Origin of the sequence: Bacillus sp. Brlt_9, assembly GCF_051948935.1 — a bacterium.
GTDB lineage: Bacteria > Bacillota > Bacilli > Bacillales > Bacillaceae_G > Bacillus_A.
In genome coordinates this window covers 328,633-345,837 of sequence record NZ_JAYJLO010000003.1, presented here as the reverse complement: position 1 = coordinate 345,837, position 17,205 = coordinate 328,633, and the positions used below count along the sequence as shown (strand labels likewise).

Sequence of the window (17,205 nt, the reverse complement as noted above, 5' to 3'; positions counted from 1 at the left end):
GGTACAAACTTATTATATGGCTTGATGTAGAATTCTCTTATCACACCTGTCTGATTTTTGGATCTGGATGCATAAGGATTTCCCTGGATCGTAGGACGGGTTAAAAAACAGCTTAATTGCAAGATGATAAGGGAATTGTATATCAACAAAAAACAATGCCGTAAGGATAGAACAGGCAGCTATCACACTTTAGAACCAATTATAATGACGAACACTATTATAATAATTGGTTCAAAGTCTTCTAAGGGATGCGGAAGGGCCAACCGCTGCGGCAGAAACAAAAAAGCACAACTTTATATAGTTGTGTTTTTTTCATTATATACAATTCTGTTTGAAAAGAGAGAACTACACGAAGAGATGCCTAACGTTCTCTGAAAGTTCCTCTGCTTTATAATTATTTAGTACCCAATTTTTCATAGGGGATAAAATAAACGCATTTTCAATTTCAATAATTGAAGTCTCCCTTATTAATAGTAGTAAATCATTTTTATATGCTTTTTGAATACTTAATGGCATTTTATTATTGATTTGACGAAGAATAATAACGTTCATCATAACCATAACTTCATTTGGAACAGCCGTAGAATTAATGTATTGTTGAGATAGCTGATACAAGTCTCTTAGATAGAGTTTATTTACAAATACCAGACCTTGTTTTTCTTTTTCATATTCGACGATTGCTTTAATAATTATTTCTTTTTCAAGAGCTATGTTTTCATTTGAAAAATCGTCTATTTCTTTATGGGGTAATAATTCTAAATCTTCCAAGGGTAAATCAATGATTTTTTGTCCACCTTTATATATGTGTATTGAAATTGAAGAACCTATACTTTCTACAGAGCTGTATTCCAACTCATTTGTCGCCTCATTCATTTTCGCAGAACGGCTGCACTTTGAGATAACTTCAATTCCATAATCTTTAAAATTAATCATTTACGCCTCTCCCTTATATGGTTGCTTGATAAAATTATATAGTTTGTTTTGCAATAGTTGAAAAAAACATTAGTCAAAAAATAAAAACATTATAAAACTTCTTGATAAGATTCCACATTTCAACTAGTATCCTTCTCGATTATTCAGGCGGAGGTAAGTTAGATGATTATAAATAACTCACAATATACCCGATTACGAAATTTAAACTCTACATATATGAAAACAATGGAACGTTTACAAAGAGAATTATCTACAGGGAATAGGATTAACGTAGCTGCTGATGATGTAGCCGGATTAATGGTATCAGAAAGATTAAAAACTAAAATAAATACATTCAATAAGGGAACACAAAACTTACTTGATGCAAAGTCAATGATCCAAACAGTAGATGGTAAATATGAAAATAGTACAGCTATTCTTCAAAGAATGAAAGAATTGTCCATTCAGTATCAAAACGGCACATTATCAGACCTGGATAAAAATATGATTAAGCAAGAAATATATATGAATCAAATAGAACTTAACAGGACATTACAAAATATAACTTACAACAATAAAAATGTTACGATGGGCGAGATACCGGGGAAATTAGTATTAAAGGATACCGGAGATGTAGTGGTCATAAAAGATAACCCTAGAGTTTCAGTTATTAGTAACGAAATCACAATGGAAGCTAAAGTAACCATCGATTCTGCACCAGATAGCAGTGTTACGGATAGATGGATTGCAGTTTCTAAGAATCAAAACTACTACTTGACTATAGGTACAGATAGAAAAGTAGCTATTTACAAATATGGATCTGTTCCAGAAAAGTATTGGAAGTCTAGTATTCAGGTTCCTATTGGTACAGAAACACACATCGCAGCCTCATTTGACGATAATAAAGCAAGAATATATATTAATGGGAATCTAGATTCTGAATTTCCTTTATCAAAAGGTGGATTCCAAGATAATCATCAAGATTTACATATAGGTTACGAAACACCAGATAAACCAAGACAATTTCAAGGTAGTATAGACGATGTGAGAATCTACAATAAAGCCCTTAATGAAGAGCAAATACAAGGTAATAAAGACGGGAATGTAACTAGAGATGGTCTTGTTGGTGAATGGTTATTTAATGAGGGTGGAGGAAGCACAATTTTTGATACAAGTGGCAACGGAAACAATGGTTATATTAGCGGAGGAGCTAAAATAGTTGAGGATGAAGGCGCAACATCAAACAAATTTTTAAATTTCCATACAGGACAAGACGGTTTAGAAAATTATTTGAACGTTATTTTTCCTATGATAACAATGAACAATTTAGGATTAGAAAATCTTGATAATCTTGGGCCGGAGTTTTTAAATACATTGGATCGCGCTATAGATACTTTAACTGCTCAAAGAACTTATTCGGGTTCAATGTTGAATAAAATAGATTTTCGTTTGCAAAATAATGTTATCGCAAGTACTAATCATAGCAGCACAAAGCAAAAGATACTTGAAACTGATATGAGCGTATCGCTAAGCGAATTAACGAAATTAGAATTAAAACAAAATGCGACACTATCTATTCTTGGAAGTAAAATCAAATTTGATCAAGGAAAATTAAATTTATTGCAATCTTAATGAATAAAATAGAAAAATTTACAAATAGTAAGCATATCAACGGAAGGAGGGATTATGATGGCGAGACAAAGTAACTCAAATGAAATCTTAGTAAACGGCGCTGAGCAAGCAATTGAGCAAATGAAATACGAAATCGCAACTGAGTTTGGTGTTCAATTAGGACCAGACACAACTGCACGCGCAAACGGTTCTGTAGGTGGCGAAATCACAAAACGATTAGTAGCACTAGCTGAGCAAACTTTATCAGGACGTCTTCACTAAGAATAACTAAATCACAACAACATACTTACTATTTTTACAACAAGAAAAAATACTTAACTTCAACAAAAAAAGATCGTGAAAGGGTATCCCTTTGTACGATCTTTTTTTGTTTTTTCATCTACTCTTCGTAATAGCTGTTAGAATATGAAAAATTCGAAAAGAAGGATGATAAAAATGATGAAAAATACAGTAGTAGAAGTAAAGGTACAACTAGGAAATATGAACGTTGGAGATTCATTCAATAAAATAATAACAGACCAATTAGAAAGTTGTGGTGTAGCAGGAAGTGAATTAACAGAGCAGTTTGAATCAGTAAACTGTTTAGGCTGTGGTCCAAAAGGAGAATTCTTTATAAACTTTATTACTTCAGGTGACGACACAAAAAAATCAAAACAAATTGTAGAGCAATTTATGGAAGAACTAATTCGCGATTTAAATGACCCTAATTTGATGGATCATTGGAGTATTGTATTAGAAGGTGAAGAGATTCCTTCAGTTAAGAAATTTGAAATTGTTAGCACTAGCCCATTTCAATTCTAAGGAGAAAACAATGAAAATTACATTAGAAGAATTAGCTGAAGAAATTTTATTTGCATCGATTAGAACAGAAAAACAATTACTTAATCGGATCAATGAACAATGGCAATATAGAAAAAACAAGGGATTCAATGATGTGATGATAGCTGTTGAAAAAGGTCAAAGAATCGGACTAGGAAGAATCAAATTTAAGGTGAAAGCTATTGCAAATTATCTTAAAAGCGTATTAAAAGAAAAAAGTGGTAGTAATAAAAGTACTTCTCTTATACAGGATATTCCTGTTACAGAACCTGGAGAAGTTCTTTCCTTAAAAGATATTGCTGAATTATTGGTATGCGCTAAGATTAATAAACAGGAACTAGACAAAAGAATGAAAAATCAGTGGGAATTTAGAAAAAACAAAGGCGTTGCAGATATAAATAAAGCACTTCAAAAAGGAGCAATGTTTGGGCTGGGAATGAACGCTTTGATTGTAGAAAGTGTAACGATTAGCCTAGAGAAAGTATTAAAAAAATCTAGAAAAAGAAAAGTTGCAGTGGGGAGCTAAACTTCTTTATGAAATTATTTTTTGTATATAATAAAACAAAAGATAGTTACAAAGGAGCAAAAACTTGGAACTTCAACTTAATCAAGAAATAAAAATATTAAAGAATATAGACAACGAAGGTCAAACTATGAATCAAGAAGCAAGTTACATTTTCCATCATAAAAGAGGTAAAGAGCTTGCGATACTTAGAATTGGAACTGATTACGGAGCTAACAAATCGTGGTATGCTAAGTTCTATTATGTGTATGAGTCAGATATCAAAATTAAGGATATTGAGGAGAAGTGAAAATGTCACAAAATAATGGATACATTTATACAGACGAAGACTTAAAACGATTAGAACAAGAACAAATTGAATATGAAAAAACAAACAAAGGTATCAACGTAAAAGATATCTTTAGATACCTAGAAGAGCATATACAGTTCAGTCATATTGATGAAGAGAGTCAAAAAGATAAATTATCTTATTACTTCCATAGCACTTCTAACGGATCTCAACTGTTATTTATGGATATTCCATTATCTAACGAAGCTGTAGAAACAGATGATGCTATAATTCCAGAAGAAGATAATTGGTTTAGAGAACTATTTACTTTTACTAAGAAAATGCACCAAAAAACATTCGAAAACAATTAATAAAGAAATAAGCTATCTGTTTATGATAGCTTTTTATTTTTTTCTCATCTCTCTTTGCAAAGATAGTATAATCATTAAAAATAAAAAATAAATGATTAGATAGAGTAGATGAGGAATTATATGAAAAAGAAAAATGTAGAAAACAAAACAAAGGGGAGCGGAAATCTAAATAAGGATACACTCCACTTCTTTGACAAGATTACCCCTGATGATTTAAATGAATTAGAGTTAATTGAATTAAATGATGGATATAGCCCATATGGTTTAAATACCATCTCACCAGATATTGATTTAGAAAACAGTAAATGGAAGTAGTATATTGATACAAAAACCTCTATGCGTATAGGGGTTTTTATTGCAACGAAAACAAATAATAGTAAAATATATCTATAAATGCATTTCTTGGGAGTGAAGAGATGAAGTATAAAGATACGGCTTATACCACAAGTGAGCTAAGAGTAATTGACATAAATAAAAACAGAAAAAGAATTGTTAGAAAAACGGATATATTAATAGTAGAAGAACAATTATCAACAAGTAAGTTTAAAATGTTTGTAGCTAAAGAAGGATTAGAAAAAATAAAAGATGCAATTCTTTTTGAAATTGATATATTCACTGAAAATAGTGTAAGACTGAATTATAATCACGTTACAAAAGGTATAGTAATATCAAAGCTAATAAAAGAAAAAATAAATAAAAACTTATTAATAAAAAATCATAAATAAATTAGATTTTTAGTTTCATTGTATTAGGATTATGTTTTTTTCACTTTAACTAATTTAAATCATATAATTAATTTGTATTGGCTCTTGGTCTAAAAATGAAAGGGTGTTTTTTTATTTATATCCTGATCGGATTAGTTTTAGGACAGATTATTTCTTTTTCGAGTGATATCTTCGGAGTGGCGGTTGTTCAGCACGTAACAAGCTTAACGACAAATTGTTTCATTATTATATATGTCGCCATAGTGATGCAAAGGATATTATTTTTGGTATTAAAAGGAGTAAGAGGTAACATATAAACTAAAGTTAAAGAACCTACATTTCTAGCGTTGTAACACAAATGTAACATATTTAACAATTTTAAAGGATAACCACTAATCAAGACTAACGGGTTTAATGCTAACATATATACACAATTTAGGGAGTAGTGGTTAATTTGAATTTAAAAACATTAGATTGGAAAAACATAGGGTTAGGTTTATTAGGTACAACAATCGTTACAGCAGGAGTATTTGGAATTACAAGTTTCAATAAAAGTGCTTCTTCAAAAGAAAACGCAGATAAAACACACATAAGTAAATCTGTAACAGATGTAAAAAAAGAAGAGAACAAACCTCGATGCGAGATCCCAGCTACTAAAGCGGATAAAGAGGTTTATCTAACTTTTGATGATGGCCCAAGTATTTATACCGAAAAATTAATTAATGCATTAGAAAAAGAAAAGATTAAAGGTACATTCTTCGTAATTGGAAGCAATGTAAATCTACACAAAGACGCATTGAAAAAACTTGCTGATAGCTGCAATCCAATAGGAATGCACTCAATGTCACACGATCAAAGAAAACTTTATAATGCGCAAAATCCTGGATTCGTAAGCGAAATGCAACAACTCCAAAAAATACTTAAAGACGATTTTAAATATGAAACGAACTTTGCACGCGCTCCTTATGGAAGTACATATGCAAAACCGAATGTCATTGAAAATCTGAAGAAAAACAATATCAAACTTTGGGATTGGACAATAGACAGTGTGGACTGGAAACATTCCAATTCTCCAAACGTTATCTTTAACAACATAAAACAACAAATTGAAAGACACGGAAGCAATAGCAAACAAGAAGTAATTTTAATGCACGAAAAACCAGGTACAGTTGCAGCACTACCACAAATCATTAAGTACCTACGTGAAAAAGGCTATACTTTCAAAGTATATGATTCTAAGAATCATATACCAGTAAACTTTAAGAATGATCCTCAACTATAATAAAAAAAACCTTGGATATCCAAGGTTTTTTTGTTATTTATTCCAGAAGTTTTCTTGTTTATCATCATTTACAAGCACTTCTTTAAATAATTGTTTGAATTGCTCTTCAATGTATTGTTTCTCAGCTTGATCCATAGTAGATGAGCTTTGTATTTCAGAACGAATCATTGATATTAATTGAATGGATTTTTCAATGCGTTTGGCTTTTCTTCTCATTATAGTAATAGCTTCGTTAGTCTCACTTTTATATTTCTCATCTAATTTATTTCTAAAAGTAGCCATTATAGCATCAGCTGTAAATTCATCGAAGGTTTCATAGAAGTCATAAGCTGTCTTAGTAAAGAAGACTAAGTCTTTCAATTCAAACTTCTCCATTAGTTCTCCTGCAATATACTCTTTTTCTTCATCAGACACATATCGGTACATAAAAAATCCTCCCAAATGACACTAGTTTTATATATTGTACTGGAAAAATCCCCAAAATAATAATAAACGATAAAATATGTAATTTGTTACATAGATGACGTAGAAGCATAGTGCACATAAGAAAAAGATTTTTATTAAAGGGAAATGAGAAGACTATACAAATGTCCTAAATGGAAAGTTCACGTTAGGGAGAGACAGCACAAACTATGAAATTATTATTACTATTTATTACTTCATTTATTATTACAATTCTTGCTGCACCATATTTCATTCGATTTCTGAAAAAGTTTCAATTTGGTCAAAGCATAAGAGAAGAGGGGCCAGAATCTCATAAGAAAAAATCAGGTACTCCAACTCTTGGAGGATTAATCTTCTTGTTCTCATTAACTATATCTACACTTGCTTTTATAGATCTAAAACCAGAGATTTTATTAATTCTATTTCTTACTTTAGGTAATGGAGCAATTGGTTTCCTAGATGATTTTATTAAAATTCATTTTAAAAGAAATTTAGGATTAACAAGCAAACAAAAGTTAGTGGGTCAGCTTTTGGTATCATTGATCTTCCTATTCTTCTTACAGAAACAAGGATTGGACACAAATCTGTATATTACAGGGACAGACCTTTCTTTAAATTTATCTTGGTTCTATTACGTATTTGTAATCCTTCTAGTAATTGGTACTACAAATGCAACAAACCTTACCGATGGTCTAGATGGATTGTTAACAGGAACTAGTATGATAGCTTTAGGAACTTTTGGTGTAGTTGCATACAACTTAGGTAATGTTAACATTAGTTTATTCGTAGCAGCATTTATTGGCGGCTTGTTCGGATTCTTAATGTTTAATAAAAACCCAGCAAAAGTATTTATGGGGGATACAGGATCACTTGCAGTTGGGGGTGCGCTTGTAGGGATAGCAGTAATTTTAAAAGCAGAAATCCTACTGGCCCTAATTGGAGGAGTGTTCGTCATAGAAACACTTTCAGTAATCTTACAGGTAGCATCTTTCAAAACTCGTAAAAAGCGTATCTTTAAAATGAGTCCATTACACCATCATTATGAGCTTAGTGGATTCTCAGAAACTCAAGTTGTTAAAGGATTTTGGATTGCAGGATTAATTCTATCTGCCATTAGTTTAGCGATCGTATTATAAGAAATTAAAGTTTAAAATTACCTCTTTTCTTCTATAGATACGGCTTACAAGTATAATACATATGTCAGGGGAGGGATGAAATTATGAAGTCATTAATTAGAACGATATTAAAAATTGTAGTAGATGGTAAAGAAGTGAAGGTTTACTATAAAAAAGATGATGATTCTATAAAATTCCTAAAGGCAAGATTAGCTGATGTGAAACTAAGCGATAAAAGCGAGGTTCATTTCAAAGAAAATGAGGATCCAGTAGATAATGAAAATGAAATTCATATAGTTGATAAAATATATTGCCAAGAATATCAAATGCAGTTCAAATAATTTTACCTTCAAAAAAGAGTGTACAAGTCACTCTTTTTATTTTTTTATCTTCATTACATAAAGTTAATTAGCTGTAAGCTTCTTTACTTTCATCAATTAACTTTTGAAAACCCCTAATAGCCTTTAGCGAAGCCTCCTTTTCAAAATCAGTGTTACAAGGAAACCTTTCGCTTTCGCCTTGTCTTACTCTATGTATTTGAATCATTAAAGAAGACTTTAGCCAATGTATCTCATTATTATGTTTACTCACATTATTCGCTCCTTTGTAGAAATTCTTTAAGATTATAAGTCAAAAAAACAATTCTATTGGTAATTACTAAAAAAGGTATGCATTAAAGAGCCTTTGTATGTACTCTTAGAAAACTTAGAAAAAAGAAAAGGTAATAGTTTACTTATTGAGAATGATATTGGTGTAATAGACGCAAACGTTTACATTCTATTTTTTGGGAGGAATGACTGAATGGAACTTAAAAAAGTTTTTTCCGTTCTAGCAACAGGAGTAATCGCTTCAGCACTTGTAACAGGATGTTCTTCAAACGATAAATCTGATGAAAGTAAGAACACTGATAAAGGCACTAGTGAAACTGCCTTAGATATAAAACCAGAAGAAGGCGCAAAGCTTGTCGTTTGGGATAACAAAGACAGTGAAAAACAATGGGCACAATTTGTAGCAAAACAGTTCGAGGAAAAGTACGGAGTAAAGGTTGAATATCAAAACGTAGATCATACAAAGGTAATGGCTAAATTAGAAAAAGATGGACCTGCCGGTAAGGGTGCTGACGTTGTTGATGCTCCTCACGACGCACTAGGTAAATTAGTAAACGCAGGTTTAGTTATGGAGAACGTATTCGAAAAAGAATATAAAGATGACTTTATGAAATCAGCTATTTCCGCTGTTTCATATAAAGATAAAGACGGGGAAACAAAAGTATATGGTTATCCATTAGCTATTGAAACTTATGCTTTACTATACAATAAAGATTTAGTTAAAAAACCAGCAGGAACTATGGCTGAATTATTTACACAAGCAAAAGAATTTACAAAAGCGAAAGAAAACAAATACGGTCTATTAATTGAACCAGGTAACTATTACTTCAACCATTCATTCCTTGGTGGTTACGGGGGATACGTATTCGGTGATGAAGGTACAAATCCTAAAGATATCGGTTTAAATACAAAAGACGCAGTAAAAGCTGGCGAGCTAATGCAACGAATTAATAAAGAATTATTACCTCTTAAGAAAGAAGACCTTACAGGCGATGTAATTGGATCTTTATTCAATGAAGGTAAAGCTATGTATCGTATTACTGGTCCTTGGGACATTGAAGCTTCTAAAAAGGCTGGTATTAATGTTGGGGTAGCACCATTACCTAAACTAGACAATGGAAAAATGCCAACTAGTTTCTCAGGTGTTAAAGGATACTATGTAAATGCAAACTCTAAGTTCCCGAAAGCTGCATCATTATATGCAAAATTCGCAACTAGCAAAGAGATGCTATTAAAACGTTATGAAATGACAAATCAAATTCCAGCACACAACGGACTATTAGAAGAGGAAAAAATTAAGAAGGATGAAGTAGCAACTGCATATTTAGAACAAGCTAAATCAGCCGTTCCAATGCCTTCTATTCCAGAAATGCAATTAGTATGGCCAGCAATGGAAACTGCTTTCACAACTATTTGGAATGATAAAGCAGATGTGAAAAAATCACTAGATGCCGGCGTTAAACAAATAAATGAAGCAATTAAGATTCAGCAAAAATAATTTAATAGAGCCGTTATCTTCAATTGAGGGGTAACGGCTCCTTTAAACTTAGAAACTATTTTTAGTGAAAGAAGTGATCAACTTGGAAACAACTCAAAAAGCAAGATCACACAGTACCATTGCAGCTCTTCTTTCCGGGGTTTGGATGGGTCTAGGTCAGCTTTACAATAGACAATATTTAAAAGGATTATTTTTCATCCTATCAGAACTATATTTAATGTTATTCTGGATTCCAACTTTACGACACGCGATGTGGGGATTAATTACATTGGGTGAGCAAACTCAAAAACGAGTTGGTTTCGATACCATAGCCGGCGATCACTCAATTTATTTAATGATAGAAGGATTTATTGGACTAATCGCCATTGGAATCATTCTTTTTGTATACGTAATGAATGTTAGGGATGCATATAAAGTAGGTAAAAAAAGAGAGTTAGGTATTGAACCAAACAATCTAAAACAAACCTATAAAAACATTATAGAAAATGGATTTGCGTATTTATTACTATCTCCATCTATTCTGTTCGTTCTGTTTCTAGTGCTATTACCAAATATCTTTAGTATCGCAATTGGCTTCACAAACTACTCTGCACCAAACCATATACCTCCTAAAAACCTAGTTGATTGGGTAGGGTTTGATAGTTTCATTTCTTTATTCCAATTAGCTACTTGGAAAGACACATTCATTGGTGTCTTCGGATGGACGGTATTATGGGGCATACTTGCTACTGTTACTACATTCTTTAGTGGATTATTCTTCGCAGTAATCTTAAACCAAAAAGGTATACGTCTAAAAAAATTCTGGCGTTCAATCTTTATTCTTCCTTGGGCAGTCCCTCAATTTGTAAGTATATTAATCTTCCGAAATATGTTTAACGGTCAATTCGGACCAATCAATCAATTCCTTATGGATTTAGGTGTCATATCTTCAAACATTCCGTGGTTATCAGATCCATTAATGTCAAAGATAACACTTGTATTAGTAAATATGTGGTTCGGTTTCCCGTTCTGGATGGTTCTTATGAGTGGAGTAATGACTTCAATTGACAAAGAACTATATGAAGCTGCTGATGTAGACGGCGCAAACGCAAAACAAAAATTCTTTAAAATTACGCTTCCTATTGTTTTATTTTCAACGGCACCATTATTAATTATGCAATTTGCCTTTAACTTCAACAACTTCAACGTTATCTATCTGTTAACAGAAGGTGGGCCAGCTAACCCTGATTATATTTACGCAGGGCACACAGACATATTAATAAGTTGGATTTATAAGCTTACACTTGATCAAAGTCAATTTGCGATGGCTTCAGTAGTATCTATTTTGATTTTCATCGTAGTTGCAACTATTTCTGTCTGGAACTTCAGACGCACTAAAGCTTTCAAAGAAGAGGATATGATGTCGTGATGAAAACAAAAAATATAGTAATCAAAACCATTCTCTATGCAATACTCACGCTTTTATCTCTATCTGTAATTTTACCAATAGCTTGGATTATTATAGGTTCAATGAATCCAGGTAATACACTATTTGCTACAAAATTTATACCTGACAACTTAACACTGGATCATTACATAAAATTATTTAAGGAAACAGATTATCTAATTTGGTATAAAAATACCTTGAAAATAGCGGTAGCTAATATGTTCTTATCAACTTTCTTAGTAGTAACTTGTGCATATGCATTTAGCCGCTTCCGTTTCCCAGGACGTAAATCTGGTTTAATGACTATGTTAATTCTTCAAATGTTCCCATCATTTATGGGGATGATCGCAATTTATATTTTACTATTACAAATCGGTTTATTAGATAGCCATATGGGACTTGTACTTGTCTATGCTGGTGGAGCAATTCCATTTAACGCTTGGTTAGTAAAAGGATACTTCGATGGTTTACCTAGGAGTTTAGAAGAAGCAGCAAAAATCGATGGAGCAGGGCACTTTACAATATTCTTTAAAGTAATGATGCCACTATCAATGCCAGTACTTGTATTCGTTGCTATTAATACTTTCATTACACCTTGGGTTGATTTCATTTTCGCAAGACTAGTATTAACTAGTGATGAAAATATGACACTAGCTGTAGGACTATTTAATATGGTTACCGGTAGAGGGAATACTGAGTTCACAACATTTGCAGCTGGGGCTGTACTTGTAGCAATACCAATCACAATATTATTTATGGTTTTCCAAAAACAACTAACAGAAGGACTTACTTCTGGAGCAAATAAAGGTTAATTAATTCTCAATAGGAGGACAATATACAATGGCTGAAATCAAACTTCAAAACATCGCAAAAATATATAGTGGTAACGTTAAAACCGTAAGAGATTTTAATCTTCATATTAAAGATGGAGAATTCGTAGTATTTGTAGGACCAAGTGGGTGTGGTAAATCTACGACACTTCGAATGATTGCAGGGTTAGAAGATATCTCTGAAGGAGATTTCATTATAGATGGAAAGAAAATGAACAATGTAGCACCAAAAGATAGAGATATCGCAATGGTATTCCAAAACTATGCTTTGTATCCCCATATGACTGTTTATGAAAATATGGCCTTTGGCTTAAAGCTTCGTAAACACCCTAAAGAAGAAATACATAAAAGGGTAATGGATGCAGCAAAAATTTTAGGGTTAGAGCCTTATTTAGATAGAAAACCGAAAGCAATGTCAGGCGGTCAACGTCAACGTGTTGCTTTAGGTAGAGCGATTGTACGTAACGCTAAAGTATTCTTAATGGATGAACCATTATCTAACCTAGATGCAAAACTTCGCGTGCAAATGCGTGCAGAGATTAGTAAGTTACACAGAAATCTAGGCGCTACAACAATCTACGTTACTCACGATCAGACAGAAGCTATGACAATGGCTGATAGAATAGTTGTCCTAAAAGATGGCGTAATCCAACAAGTAGGTTCACCAAAAGAAATTTATGATTATCCGAATAACGTATTTGTAGGTGAATTTATTGGTTCTCCAGCTATGAATTCTGTCCAAGGTAAACTGAAGGATGGATATTTCATAACAGGTGACCAAAAAATTAAAGTCACAGAAGGCAAATGGAAACTATTAAAGGAAAAAGGATACAACAACAAAGATGTTATTTTAGGTATACGTCCGGAAGATCTTCACGACGAGCAGATTGTTCTCGATTCATACAAAGAAAGCATAGTAAACATCACTATAGATAACTTCGAATTACTAGGAGCAGAAACTATTCTTTATGCAAATTTAAATAATCATAGTTTAGTTGCTAGGATAGATTCACGCAGTGATGTGAAAATTGGTCAATCTATTAAATTAGCATTCGATATGAATAAAGTACATTTCTTCGATAAGGAATCAGAAGAACGAATTCAGTAAAAAAGAGCTTAATTGCTCTTTTTTTTTGAACCTTTGAGGGTAAGACAAATTACCTAGGGGGTAAGGGAAATTACTTAGAGGGTAAGACAAATTACCTAGGGGGTAAGGGAAATTACTTAGAGGATAAGACGAATTACCTAGGGGGTAAGGGAAATTACTTAAGGGATAAGACGAATTACCTAGGGGGTAAGGAAAATTACCTAGAGATTAAGACAAAATACATAGGGGATAAGTGTGTTTGCCTACGGGGATAACGGGTTATAACAGTTATATGTAAACGAAAAAAGCATCCTTGAATATAAAAATTGCCTAAATAATTTATTGAAAATATTAAGGAAACGCTTTCTTTTCTATTAATTTTTATAACAAGGGAGGGATTATTAAATGCAAAAAACTTGGTGGAAAGAAGCCGTAGCATATCAAATTTATCCTAGAAGTTTTATGGACTCGAATAACGATGGAATAGGGGACATTCAGGGGATAATTTCAAAATTAGATTACTTAAAAGAATTAGGAATTGATGTTATTTGGGTTTGCCCAATGTATAAATCACCAAACGATGACAATGGGTATGATATCAGCGATTATCAAGAAACAATGTCAGAGTTTGGAACAATGGGTGACTTTGATCAACTTTTAGAAGAAGTACATAAACGAGATATGAAACTGATATTAGACTTAGTTATTAATCATACTTCAGACGAACATCCTTGGTTCATTGAATCACGTAGCTCTAAGGATAATCCTAAACGCGATTGGTATATATGGAGAGATGGTGTAAACGGAAAAGAGCCTAACAATTGGGAATCAATTTTTAACGGTTCAGCTTGGAAGCGGGATGAAGAAACAGAACAATATTTTATGCATATTTTCTCAACAAAACAACCTGATCTTAACTGGGAAAATCCTGATGTTAGAAAAGAGATATACCAAATGATTAATTGGTGGTTAGAGAAAGGTATAGATGGTTTTAGAGTAGATGCAATATCGCATATTAAGAAAACTCCAGGGCTTCCTAATTTACCTAATCCAAATCAATTAGAATACGTACCATCTTTTGAAGGACATATGAATAGACCGGGAATTCAAACGTACTTAGAAGAATTGAAAAATGAAACCTTCTCAAAATACGATATAATGACTGTCGGTGAAGCGAACGGCGTTACAATCGAAGATGCAGACCAATGGGTAGGAGAAGAGAACGGAAAGTTCAATATGATTTTTCAATTTGAACATTTAGGCCTATGGGACAAAGAAGATACGGACGGTGTAGATGTTATCGGTTTAAAACATACAATGGAAAAGTGGCAGAAAGGTTTGCACAATAACGGGTGGAATGCACTGTTTATAGAAAATCACGACCAACCGCGAAGTGTATCTAGCTGGGGCGATGATGAGGTGTTCTGGGAACAGTCTGCAAAAGCATTAGGCACAATGTATTTCTTTATGCAAGGAACACCATTTATCTATCAAGGCCAAGAAATAGGAATGACAAATGTTCAATTCGATAATATAGAAGATTATGATGATGTAGGTATGAAAAACTTTTATAAAATTGAAATTGAAAAAGGCAAAGATAAAGATGAGATAATGCAAATCATTTGGAAAAAAGGAAGAGATAATTCAAGAACTCCTATGCAATGGGGAAACCAAAAAAATGGTGGGTTTTCTAGAGCAGATAAAACTTGGTTTGGTGTGAATCCAAATTATGAATGGCTAAATGTAGAAAGTCAAAAAAATGACAAGAATTCAATCTATCATTACTATAAAAAAATGATTGAAATTAGAAAAGCTAATGAAGGGTTAATATATGGAGACTTCAATATTGAACTAAGAGATAACCAACAAATCTTTATGTATAAGCGCAGTTGGAGGAATGAAGTTTATTGGGTTGTTGTAAATATGACGCCTAATAAAGTTGAATTTAATTTTGCTTTCCATAATCCAGCCGATGTAATTTTATCTAACTATACAGAGGTTGAAGAGGCCTCGCTACAACCTTTCGAAGCAAGAGTGTATAAAGGGATTCAACACAACGAATAAAGGTCCATTTCAAATGAAATAGACCTCAGAAATGAAATTTATTAACAATGCTAAGCCTTGCATTATTTTGCAATGCAAAGCATTGTTTTAAATTGCATTGCATCGCATTACTTTATGTTAACTTTTTCGCCTTTAATATAAAATTTAGAAACACCATTCACTTTTTTCATTTGCTCCATTATGATACTTTGGATTTTTTTGAAGTCTATGGATTCCATAGCTTCAAGAGCAGATTGGATCCATCCCGGGGCTGCATCAACATTAAACGAATCCTGTAAATGGTTTTTCAGCATCTGCCTCGCATCAATTTCCCAATCGTCTTCTTTAGCAATAAACCATTCTTCATTCAATACTTCATCTTTATAATACGTTTCAAATTCAATTTCTACCGATTCTTCTTTGAGTACTCTCTCAATGACTTGAACAGTTAGAAGCGTACCTTCTTCACTAATTAACAAAATGTTTTCTCTTAATAACGATAATTCATACATCCTTATACCACCTAGTCATTAAAGTTTAAATATCTTTCCACTTATAAAATGGAATTCAATCTAATTGTAAAATGAAATCTCTATACATCGGAAAAATAAAAAAGAGAACGAAAATGTTCTCTTAGAAATATATACGGTGCTGTTCTTCCATTAGAGTTAATGAATATTCTACTGTGTATAATTCGCTCTCATATTCTAATGGAATTTTTCCAATTAAATCATCAATGTTATTTGTAATATGTACAATAAATCTATCTTTAGCAGCAACCAGCAATCCAAAAGAAGGATGCTTAATATGTTCGTTATTTAGAGTAAGAACCTTCAAATCCAATTCGTGGTATTCTCCAATAAGATCACCTTTATTAATTGCGTTGATAACTTGTAATAACATAATTTGTAACACTCCTTAATTTTTCTTGTAGCATAAATGAGCGTGATAAAAAGTAAAGAAAATGTTTGTTTTTAAGAAAATATATTTATAATATTTGTGTTTCTTATCAGGAATGAGGGGATTAAATGTTCTTCGCTAGAAACCCTAAACGTTTTTGGGATTGGTTCTCATATCACGAGAAAGAGTTTTACGATATAAACGAAGAGAATATGAATCGAATTTTTGATAAAGTAGTAAAGTATTTAGAGAAATATAATAAATACATAGGATTCGAATTTGTTAGTGAGCTTCAGGATGGAAAGAGAGAACTAATTGTAACTGCTGATGGAGCAGAGGAATTATTTGAAACAGTATTCAATTTAGTTAATGCTGCACCAGTAAAATTAAAAGATAGATGGATATTTACAGCTTTAAGACAGCCAAGTAATCAAGAATTAAATATTAATTATGAGGGGATTTCTATTCAAACTAAGGATATTTTTTATGAAATAGAGGAGTCAGAAGATATTCCAGACAAGTGGGATATATTATTGAATATAAAAGGAATAAAATTCGATAGAATTGAACAATTGGAGTTTTACGAAGAAATCACATATATATTAATAGAAGATATTATCGGCGAGTATTTAGCTGGAACAAAAATTGAACAAATTATTTTAGTTAATGAAATGGATCTGGAAAACCCAAAAAATATAATGGAACTCAGAAAAGACATAGAAAAATAGAATGAATAAGAACAG

The 17,205-nt window shown here is 32.3% G+C and carries 22 protein-coding genes; 17 read left to right on the top strand and 5 right to left on the bottom strand.

Going from position 1 to position 17,205, the window contains the following annotated elements:
• Positions 1–345: 345 nt before the first annotated feature.
• Positions 346–933, bottom strand: coding sequence for a hypothetical protein (locus VF726_RS14120; RefSeq protein WP_440169120.1), 588 nt, complete (start codon positions 931–933; stop codon positions 346–348).
• Positions 934–1,095: 162 nt separating this feature from the next.
• On the opposite strand from VF726_RS14120, the gene VF726_RS14115 reads away from it, so the two are divergent.
• The 9 genes from VF726_RS14115 to VF726_RS14075 all read left to right on the top strand — a co-directional run bounded on the left by VF726_RS14115 (position 1,096) and on the right by VF726_RS14075 (position 6,511).
• A complete protein-coding gene (locus VF726_RS14115) occupies positions 1,096–2,544 on the top strand; it encodes a LamG-like jellyroll fold domain-containing protein (protein WP_440169117.1) in 1,449 nt (482 codons plus the stop codon).
• 57 nt (positions 2,545–2,601) lie between these two features.
• A complete protein-coding gene (locus VF726_RS14110; protein ID WP_440169114.1) occupies positions 2,602–2,805 on the top strand; it encodes a small, acid-soluble spore protein, alpha/beta type in 204 nt (67 codons plus the stop codon).
• A 177-nt stretch (positions 2,806–2,982) separates the two neighbouring features.
• Entirely contained in the window at positions 2,983–3,345 is a 363-nt protein-coding gene (locus VF726_RS14105) for a hypothetical protein (protein WP_440169112.1), read from the top strand.
• A 10-nt stretch (positions 3,346–3,355) separates the two neighbouring features.
• Positions 3,356–3,889, top strand: coding sequence for a hypothetical protein (locus VF726_RS14100; protein ID WP_440169111.1), 534 nt, complete (start codon positions 3,356–3,358; stop codon positions 3,887–3,889).
• A gap of 64 nt (positions 3,890–3,953) precedes the next feature.
• Complete coding sequence (locus VF726_RS14095) at positions 3,954–4,175, top strand: hypothetical protein (RefSeq protein ID WP_440169108.1); 222 nt, start codon at positions 3,954–3,956, stop codon at positions 4,173–4,175.
• A gap of 2 nt (positions 4,176–4,177) precedes the next feature.
• The gene (locus VF726_RS14090; protein ID WP_440169106.1) at positions 4,178–4,525 is read left to right on the top strand and encodes a hypothetical protein; all 348 of its coding nucleotides are present in this window, start codon (positions 4,178–4,180) and stop codon (positions 4,523–4,525) included.
• A 120-nt stretch (positions 4,526–4,645) separates the two neighbouring features.
• Positions 4,646–4,840, top strand: a complete 195-nt coding sequence (locus tag VF726_RS14085) for a hypothetical protein (protein WP_440169103.1) — start codon at positions 4,646–4,648, stop codon at positions 4,838–4,840.
• A 101-nt stretch (positions 4,841–4,941) separates the two neighbouring features.
• Positions 4,942–5,250, top strand: a complete 309-nt coding sequence (locus VF726_RS14080) for a hypothetical protein (RefSeq protein WP_440169100.1) — start codon at positions 4,942–4,944, stop codon at positions 5,248–5,250.
• 433 nt (positions 5,251–5,683) lie between these two features.
• A complete protein-coding gene (locus tag VF726_RS14075; RefSeq protein ID WP_440169097.1) occupies positions 5,684–6,511 on the top strand; it encodes a polysaccharide deacetylase family protein in 828 nt (275 codons plus the stop codon).
• A 33-nt stretch (positions 6,512–6,544) separates the two neighbouring features.
• On the opposite strand, the gene VF726_RS14070 is transcribed toward VF726_RS14075, so the two are convergent.
• Positions 6,545–6,937, bottom strand: coding sequence for a hypothetical protein (locus VF726_RS14070; protein WP_440169094.1), 393 nt, complete (start codon positions 6,935–6,937; stop codon positions 6,545–6,547).
• A 206-nt stretch (positions 6,938–7,143) separates the two neighbouring features.
• Here VF726_RS14070 and mraY point away from each other — a divergent pair, with 206 nt between their 5' ends.
• Both mraY and VF726_RS14060 read left to right on the top strand, forming a co-directional pair.
• Positions 7,144–8,091, top strand: coding sequence for a phospho-N-acetylmuramoyl-pentapeptide-transferase (gene mraY, locus VF726_RS14065; RefSeq protein ID WP_440169092.1), 948 nt, complete (start codon positions 7,144–7,146; stop codon positions 8,089–8,091).
• Positions 8,092–8,174: 83 nt separating this feature from the next.
• Positions 8,175–8,411, top strand: a complete 237-nt coding sequence (locus VF726_RS14060) for a hypothetical protein (protein WP_440169089.1) — start codon at positions 8,175–8,177, stop codon at positions 8,409–8,411.
• Between the two features lie 67 nt (positions 8,412–8,478).
• Here the strand turns inward: VF726_RS14060 and VF726_RS14055 are convergent, their stop codons facing one another.
• A complete protein-coding gene (locus VF726_RS14055) occupies positions 8,479–8,661 on the bottom strand; it encodes a hypothetical protein (protein WP_440169086.1) in 183 nt (60 codons plus the stop codon).
• A 210-nt stretch (positions 8,662–8,871) separates the two neighbouring features.
• Here VF726_RS14055 and VF726_RS14050 point away from each other — a divergent pair, with 210 nt between their 5' ends.
• The 5 genes from VF726_RS14050 to VF726_RS14030 all read left to right on the top strand — a co-directional run bounded on the left by VF726_RS14050 (position 8,872) and on the right by VF726_RS14030 (position 15,583).
• Positions 8,872–10,176 carry a sugar ABC transporter substrate-binding protein gene (locus tag VF726_RS14050; RefSeq protein WP_440169084.1) on the top strand — a complete coding sequence of 435 codons (1,305 nt, stop codon included), beginning with the start codon at positions 8,872–8,874 and terminating at the stop codon, positions 10,174–10,176.
• Between the two features lie 73 nt (positions 10,177–10,249).
• The gene (locus tag VF726_RS14045; protein WP_440170181.1) at positions 10,250–11,584 is read left to right on the top strand and encodes a carbohydrate ABC transporter permease; all 1,335 of its coding nucleotides are present in this window, start codon (positions 10,250–10,252) and stop codon (positions 11,582–11,584) included.
• Positions 11,584–12,414, top strand: coding sequence for a sugar ABC transporter permease (locus tag VF726_RS14040; RefSeq protein WP_440170179.1), 831 nt, complete (start codon positions 11,584–11,586; stop codon positions 12,412–12,414). The genes VF726_RS14045 and VF726_RS14040 overlap by 1 nt, the downstream gene beginning before the upstream one ends.
• A gap of 28 nt (positions 12,415–12,442) precedes the next feature.
• Positions 12,443–13,540 (top strand): ABC transporter ATP-binding protein, encoded by a 1,098-nt coding sequence (locus VF726_RS14035; protein WP_440169079.1) that lies wholly within the window; start codon positions 12,443–12,445, stop codon positions 13,538–13,540.
• Positions 13,541–13,924: 384 nt separating this feature from the next.
• A complete protein-coding gene (locus VF726_RS14030) occupies positions 13,925–15,583 on the top strand; it encodes an alpha-glucosidase (RefSeq protein ID WP_440169077.1) in 1,659 nt (552 codons plus the stop codon).
• Between the two features lie 107 nt (positions 15,584–15,690).
• Here VF726_RS14030 and VF726_RS14025 read toward each other — a convergent pair whose 3' ends face one another.
• Positions 15,691–16,074 (bottom strand): hypothetical protein, encoded by a 384-nt coding sequence (locus VF726_RS14025; RefSeq protein ID WP_440169074.1) that lies wholly within the window; start codon positions 16,072–16,074, stop codon positions 15,691–15,693.
• 121 nt (positions 16,075–16,195) lie between these two features.
• On the bottom strand, positions 16,196–16,465 hold the full coding sequence (locus VF726_RS14020; protein ID WP_440169072.1) for a hypothetical protein: 270 nt from the start codon (positions 16,463–16,465) through the stop codon (positions 16,196–16,198).
• Between the two features lie 125 nt (positions 16,466–16,590).
• Here VF726_RS14020 and VF726_RS14015 point away from each other — a divergent pair, with 125 nt between their 5' ends.
• Entirely contained in the window at positions 16,591–17,190 is a 600-nt protein-coding gene (locus tag VF726_RS14015; RefSeq protein ID WP_440169070.1) for a hypothetical protein, read from the top strand.
• The last annotated feature ends 15 nt before the right edge of the window (positions 17,191–17,205 follow it).

Excerpts from the sequence above, each read along its gene's own strand:
- VF726_RS14120 (WP_440169120.1), bottom strand. The coding sequence starts at position 933 with ATGATTAATTTTAAAGATTATGGAATTGAAGTTATCTCAAAGTGCAGC.
- VF726_RS14115 (WP_440169117.1), top strand. The coding sequence starts at position 1,096 with ATGATTATAAATAACTCACAATATACCCGATTACGAAATTTAAACTCT.
- VF726_RS14110 (WP_440169114.1), top strand. The coding sequence starts at position 2,602 with ATGGCGAGACAAAGTAACTCAAATGAAATCTTAGTAAACGGCGCTGAG.
- VF726_RS14105 (WP_440169112.1), top strand. The coding sequence starts at position 2,983 with ATGAAAAATACAGTAGTAGAAGTAAAGGTACAACTAGGAAATATGAAC.
- VF726_RS14100 (WP_440169111.1), top strand. The coding sequence starts at position 3,356 with ATGAAAATTACATTAGAAGAATTAGCTGAAGAAATTTTATTTGCATCG.
- VF726_RS14090 (WP_440169106.1), top strand. The coding sequence starts at position 4,178 with ATGTCACAAAATAATGGATACATTTATACAGACGAAGACTTAAAACGA.
- VF726_RS14085 (WP_440169103.1), top strand. The coding sequence starts at position 4,646 with ATGAAAAAGAAAAATGTAGAAAACAAAACAAAGGGGAGCGGAAATCTA.
- VF726_RS14080 (WP_440169100.1), top strand. The coding sequence starts at position 4,942 with ATGAAGTATAAAGATACGGCTTATACCACAAGTGAGCTAAGAGTAATT.
- VF726_RS14070 (WP_440169094.1), bottom strand. The coding sequence starts at position 6,937 with ATGTACCGATATGTGTCTGATGAAGAAAAAGAGTATATTGCAGGAGAA.
- mraY (WP_440169092.1), top strand. The coding sequence starts at position 7,144 with ATGAAATTATTATTACTATTTATTACTTCATTTATTATTACAATTCTT.
- VF726_RS14060 (WP_440169089.1), top strand. The coding sequence starts at position 8,175 with ATGAAGTCATTAATTAGAACGATATTAAAAATTGTAGTAGATGGTAAA.
- VF726_RS14050 (WP_440169084.1), top strand. The coding sequence starts at position 8,872 with ATGGAACTTAAAAAAGTTTTTTCCGTTCTAGCAACAGGAGTAATCGCT.
- VF726_RS14040 (WP_440170179.1), top strand. The coding sequence starts at position 11,584 with ATGAAAACAAAAAATATAGTAATCAAAACCATTCTCTATGCAATACTC.
- VF726_RS14035 (WP_440169079.1), top strand. The coding sequence starts at position 12,443 with ATGGCTGAAATCAAACTTCAAAACATCGCAAAAATATATAGTGGTAAC.
- VF726_RS14030 (WP_440169077.1), top strand. The coding sequence starts at position 13,925 with ATGCAAAAAACTTGGTGGAAAGAAGCCGTAGCATATCAAATTTATCCT.
- VF726_RS14025 (WP_440169074.1), bottom strand. The coding sequence starts at position 16,074 with ATGTATGAATTATCGTTATTAAGAGAAAACATTTTGTTAATTAGTGAA.
- VF726_RS14020 (WP_440169072.1), bottom strand. The coding sequence starts at position 16,465 with ATGTTATTACAAGTTATCAACGCAATTAATAAAGGTGATCTTATTGGA.
- VF726_RS14015 (WP_440169070.1), top strand. The coding sequence starts at position 16,591 with ATGTTCTTCGCTAGAAACCCTAAACGTTTTTGGGATTGGTTCTCATAT.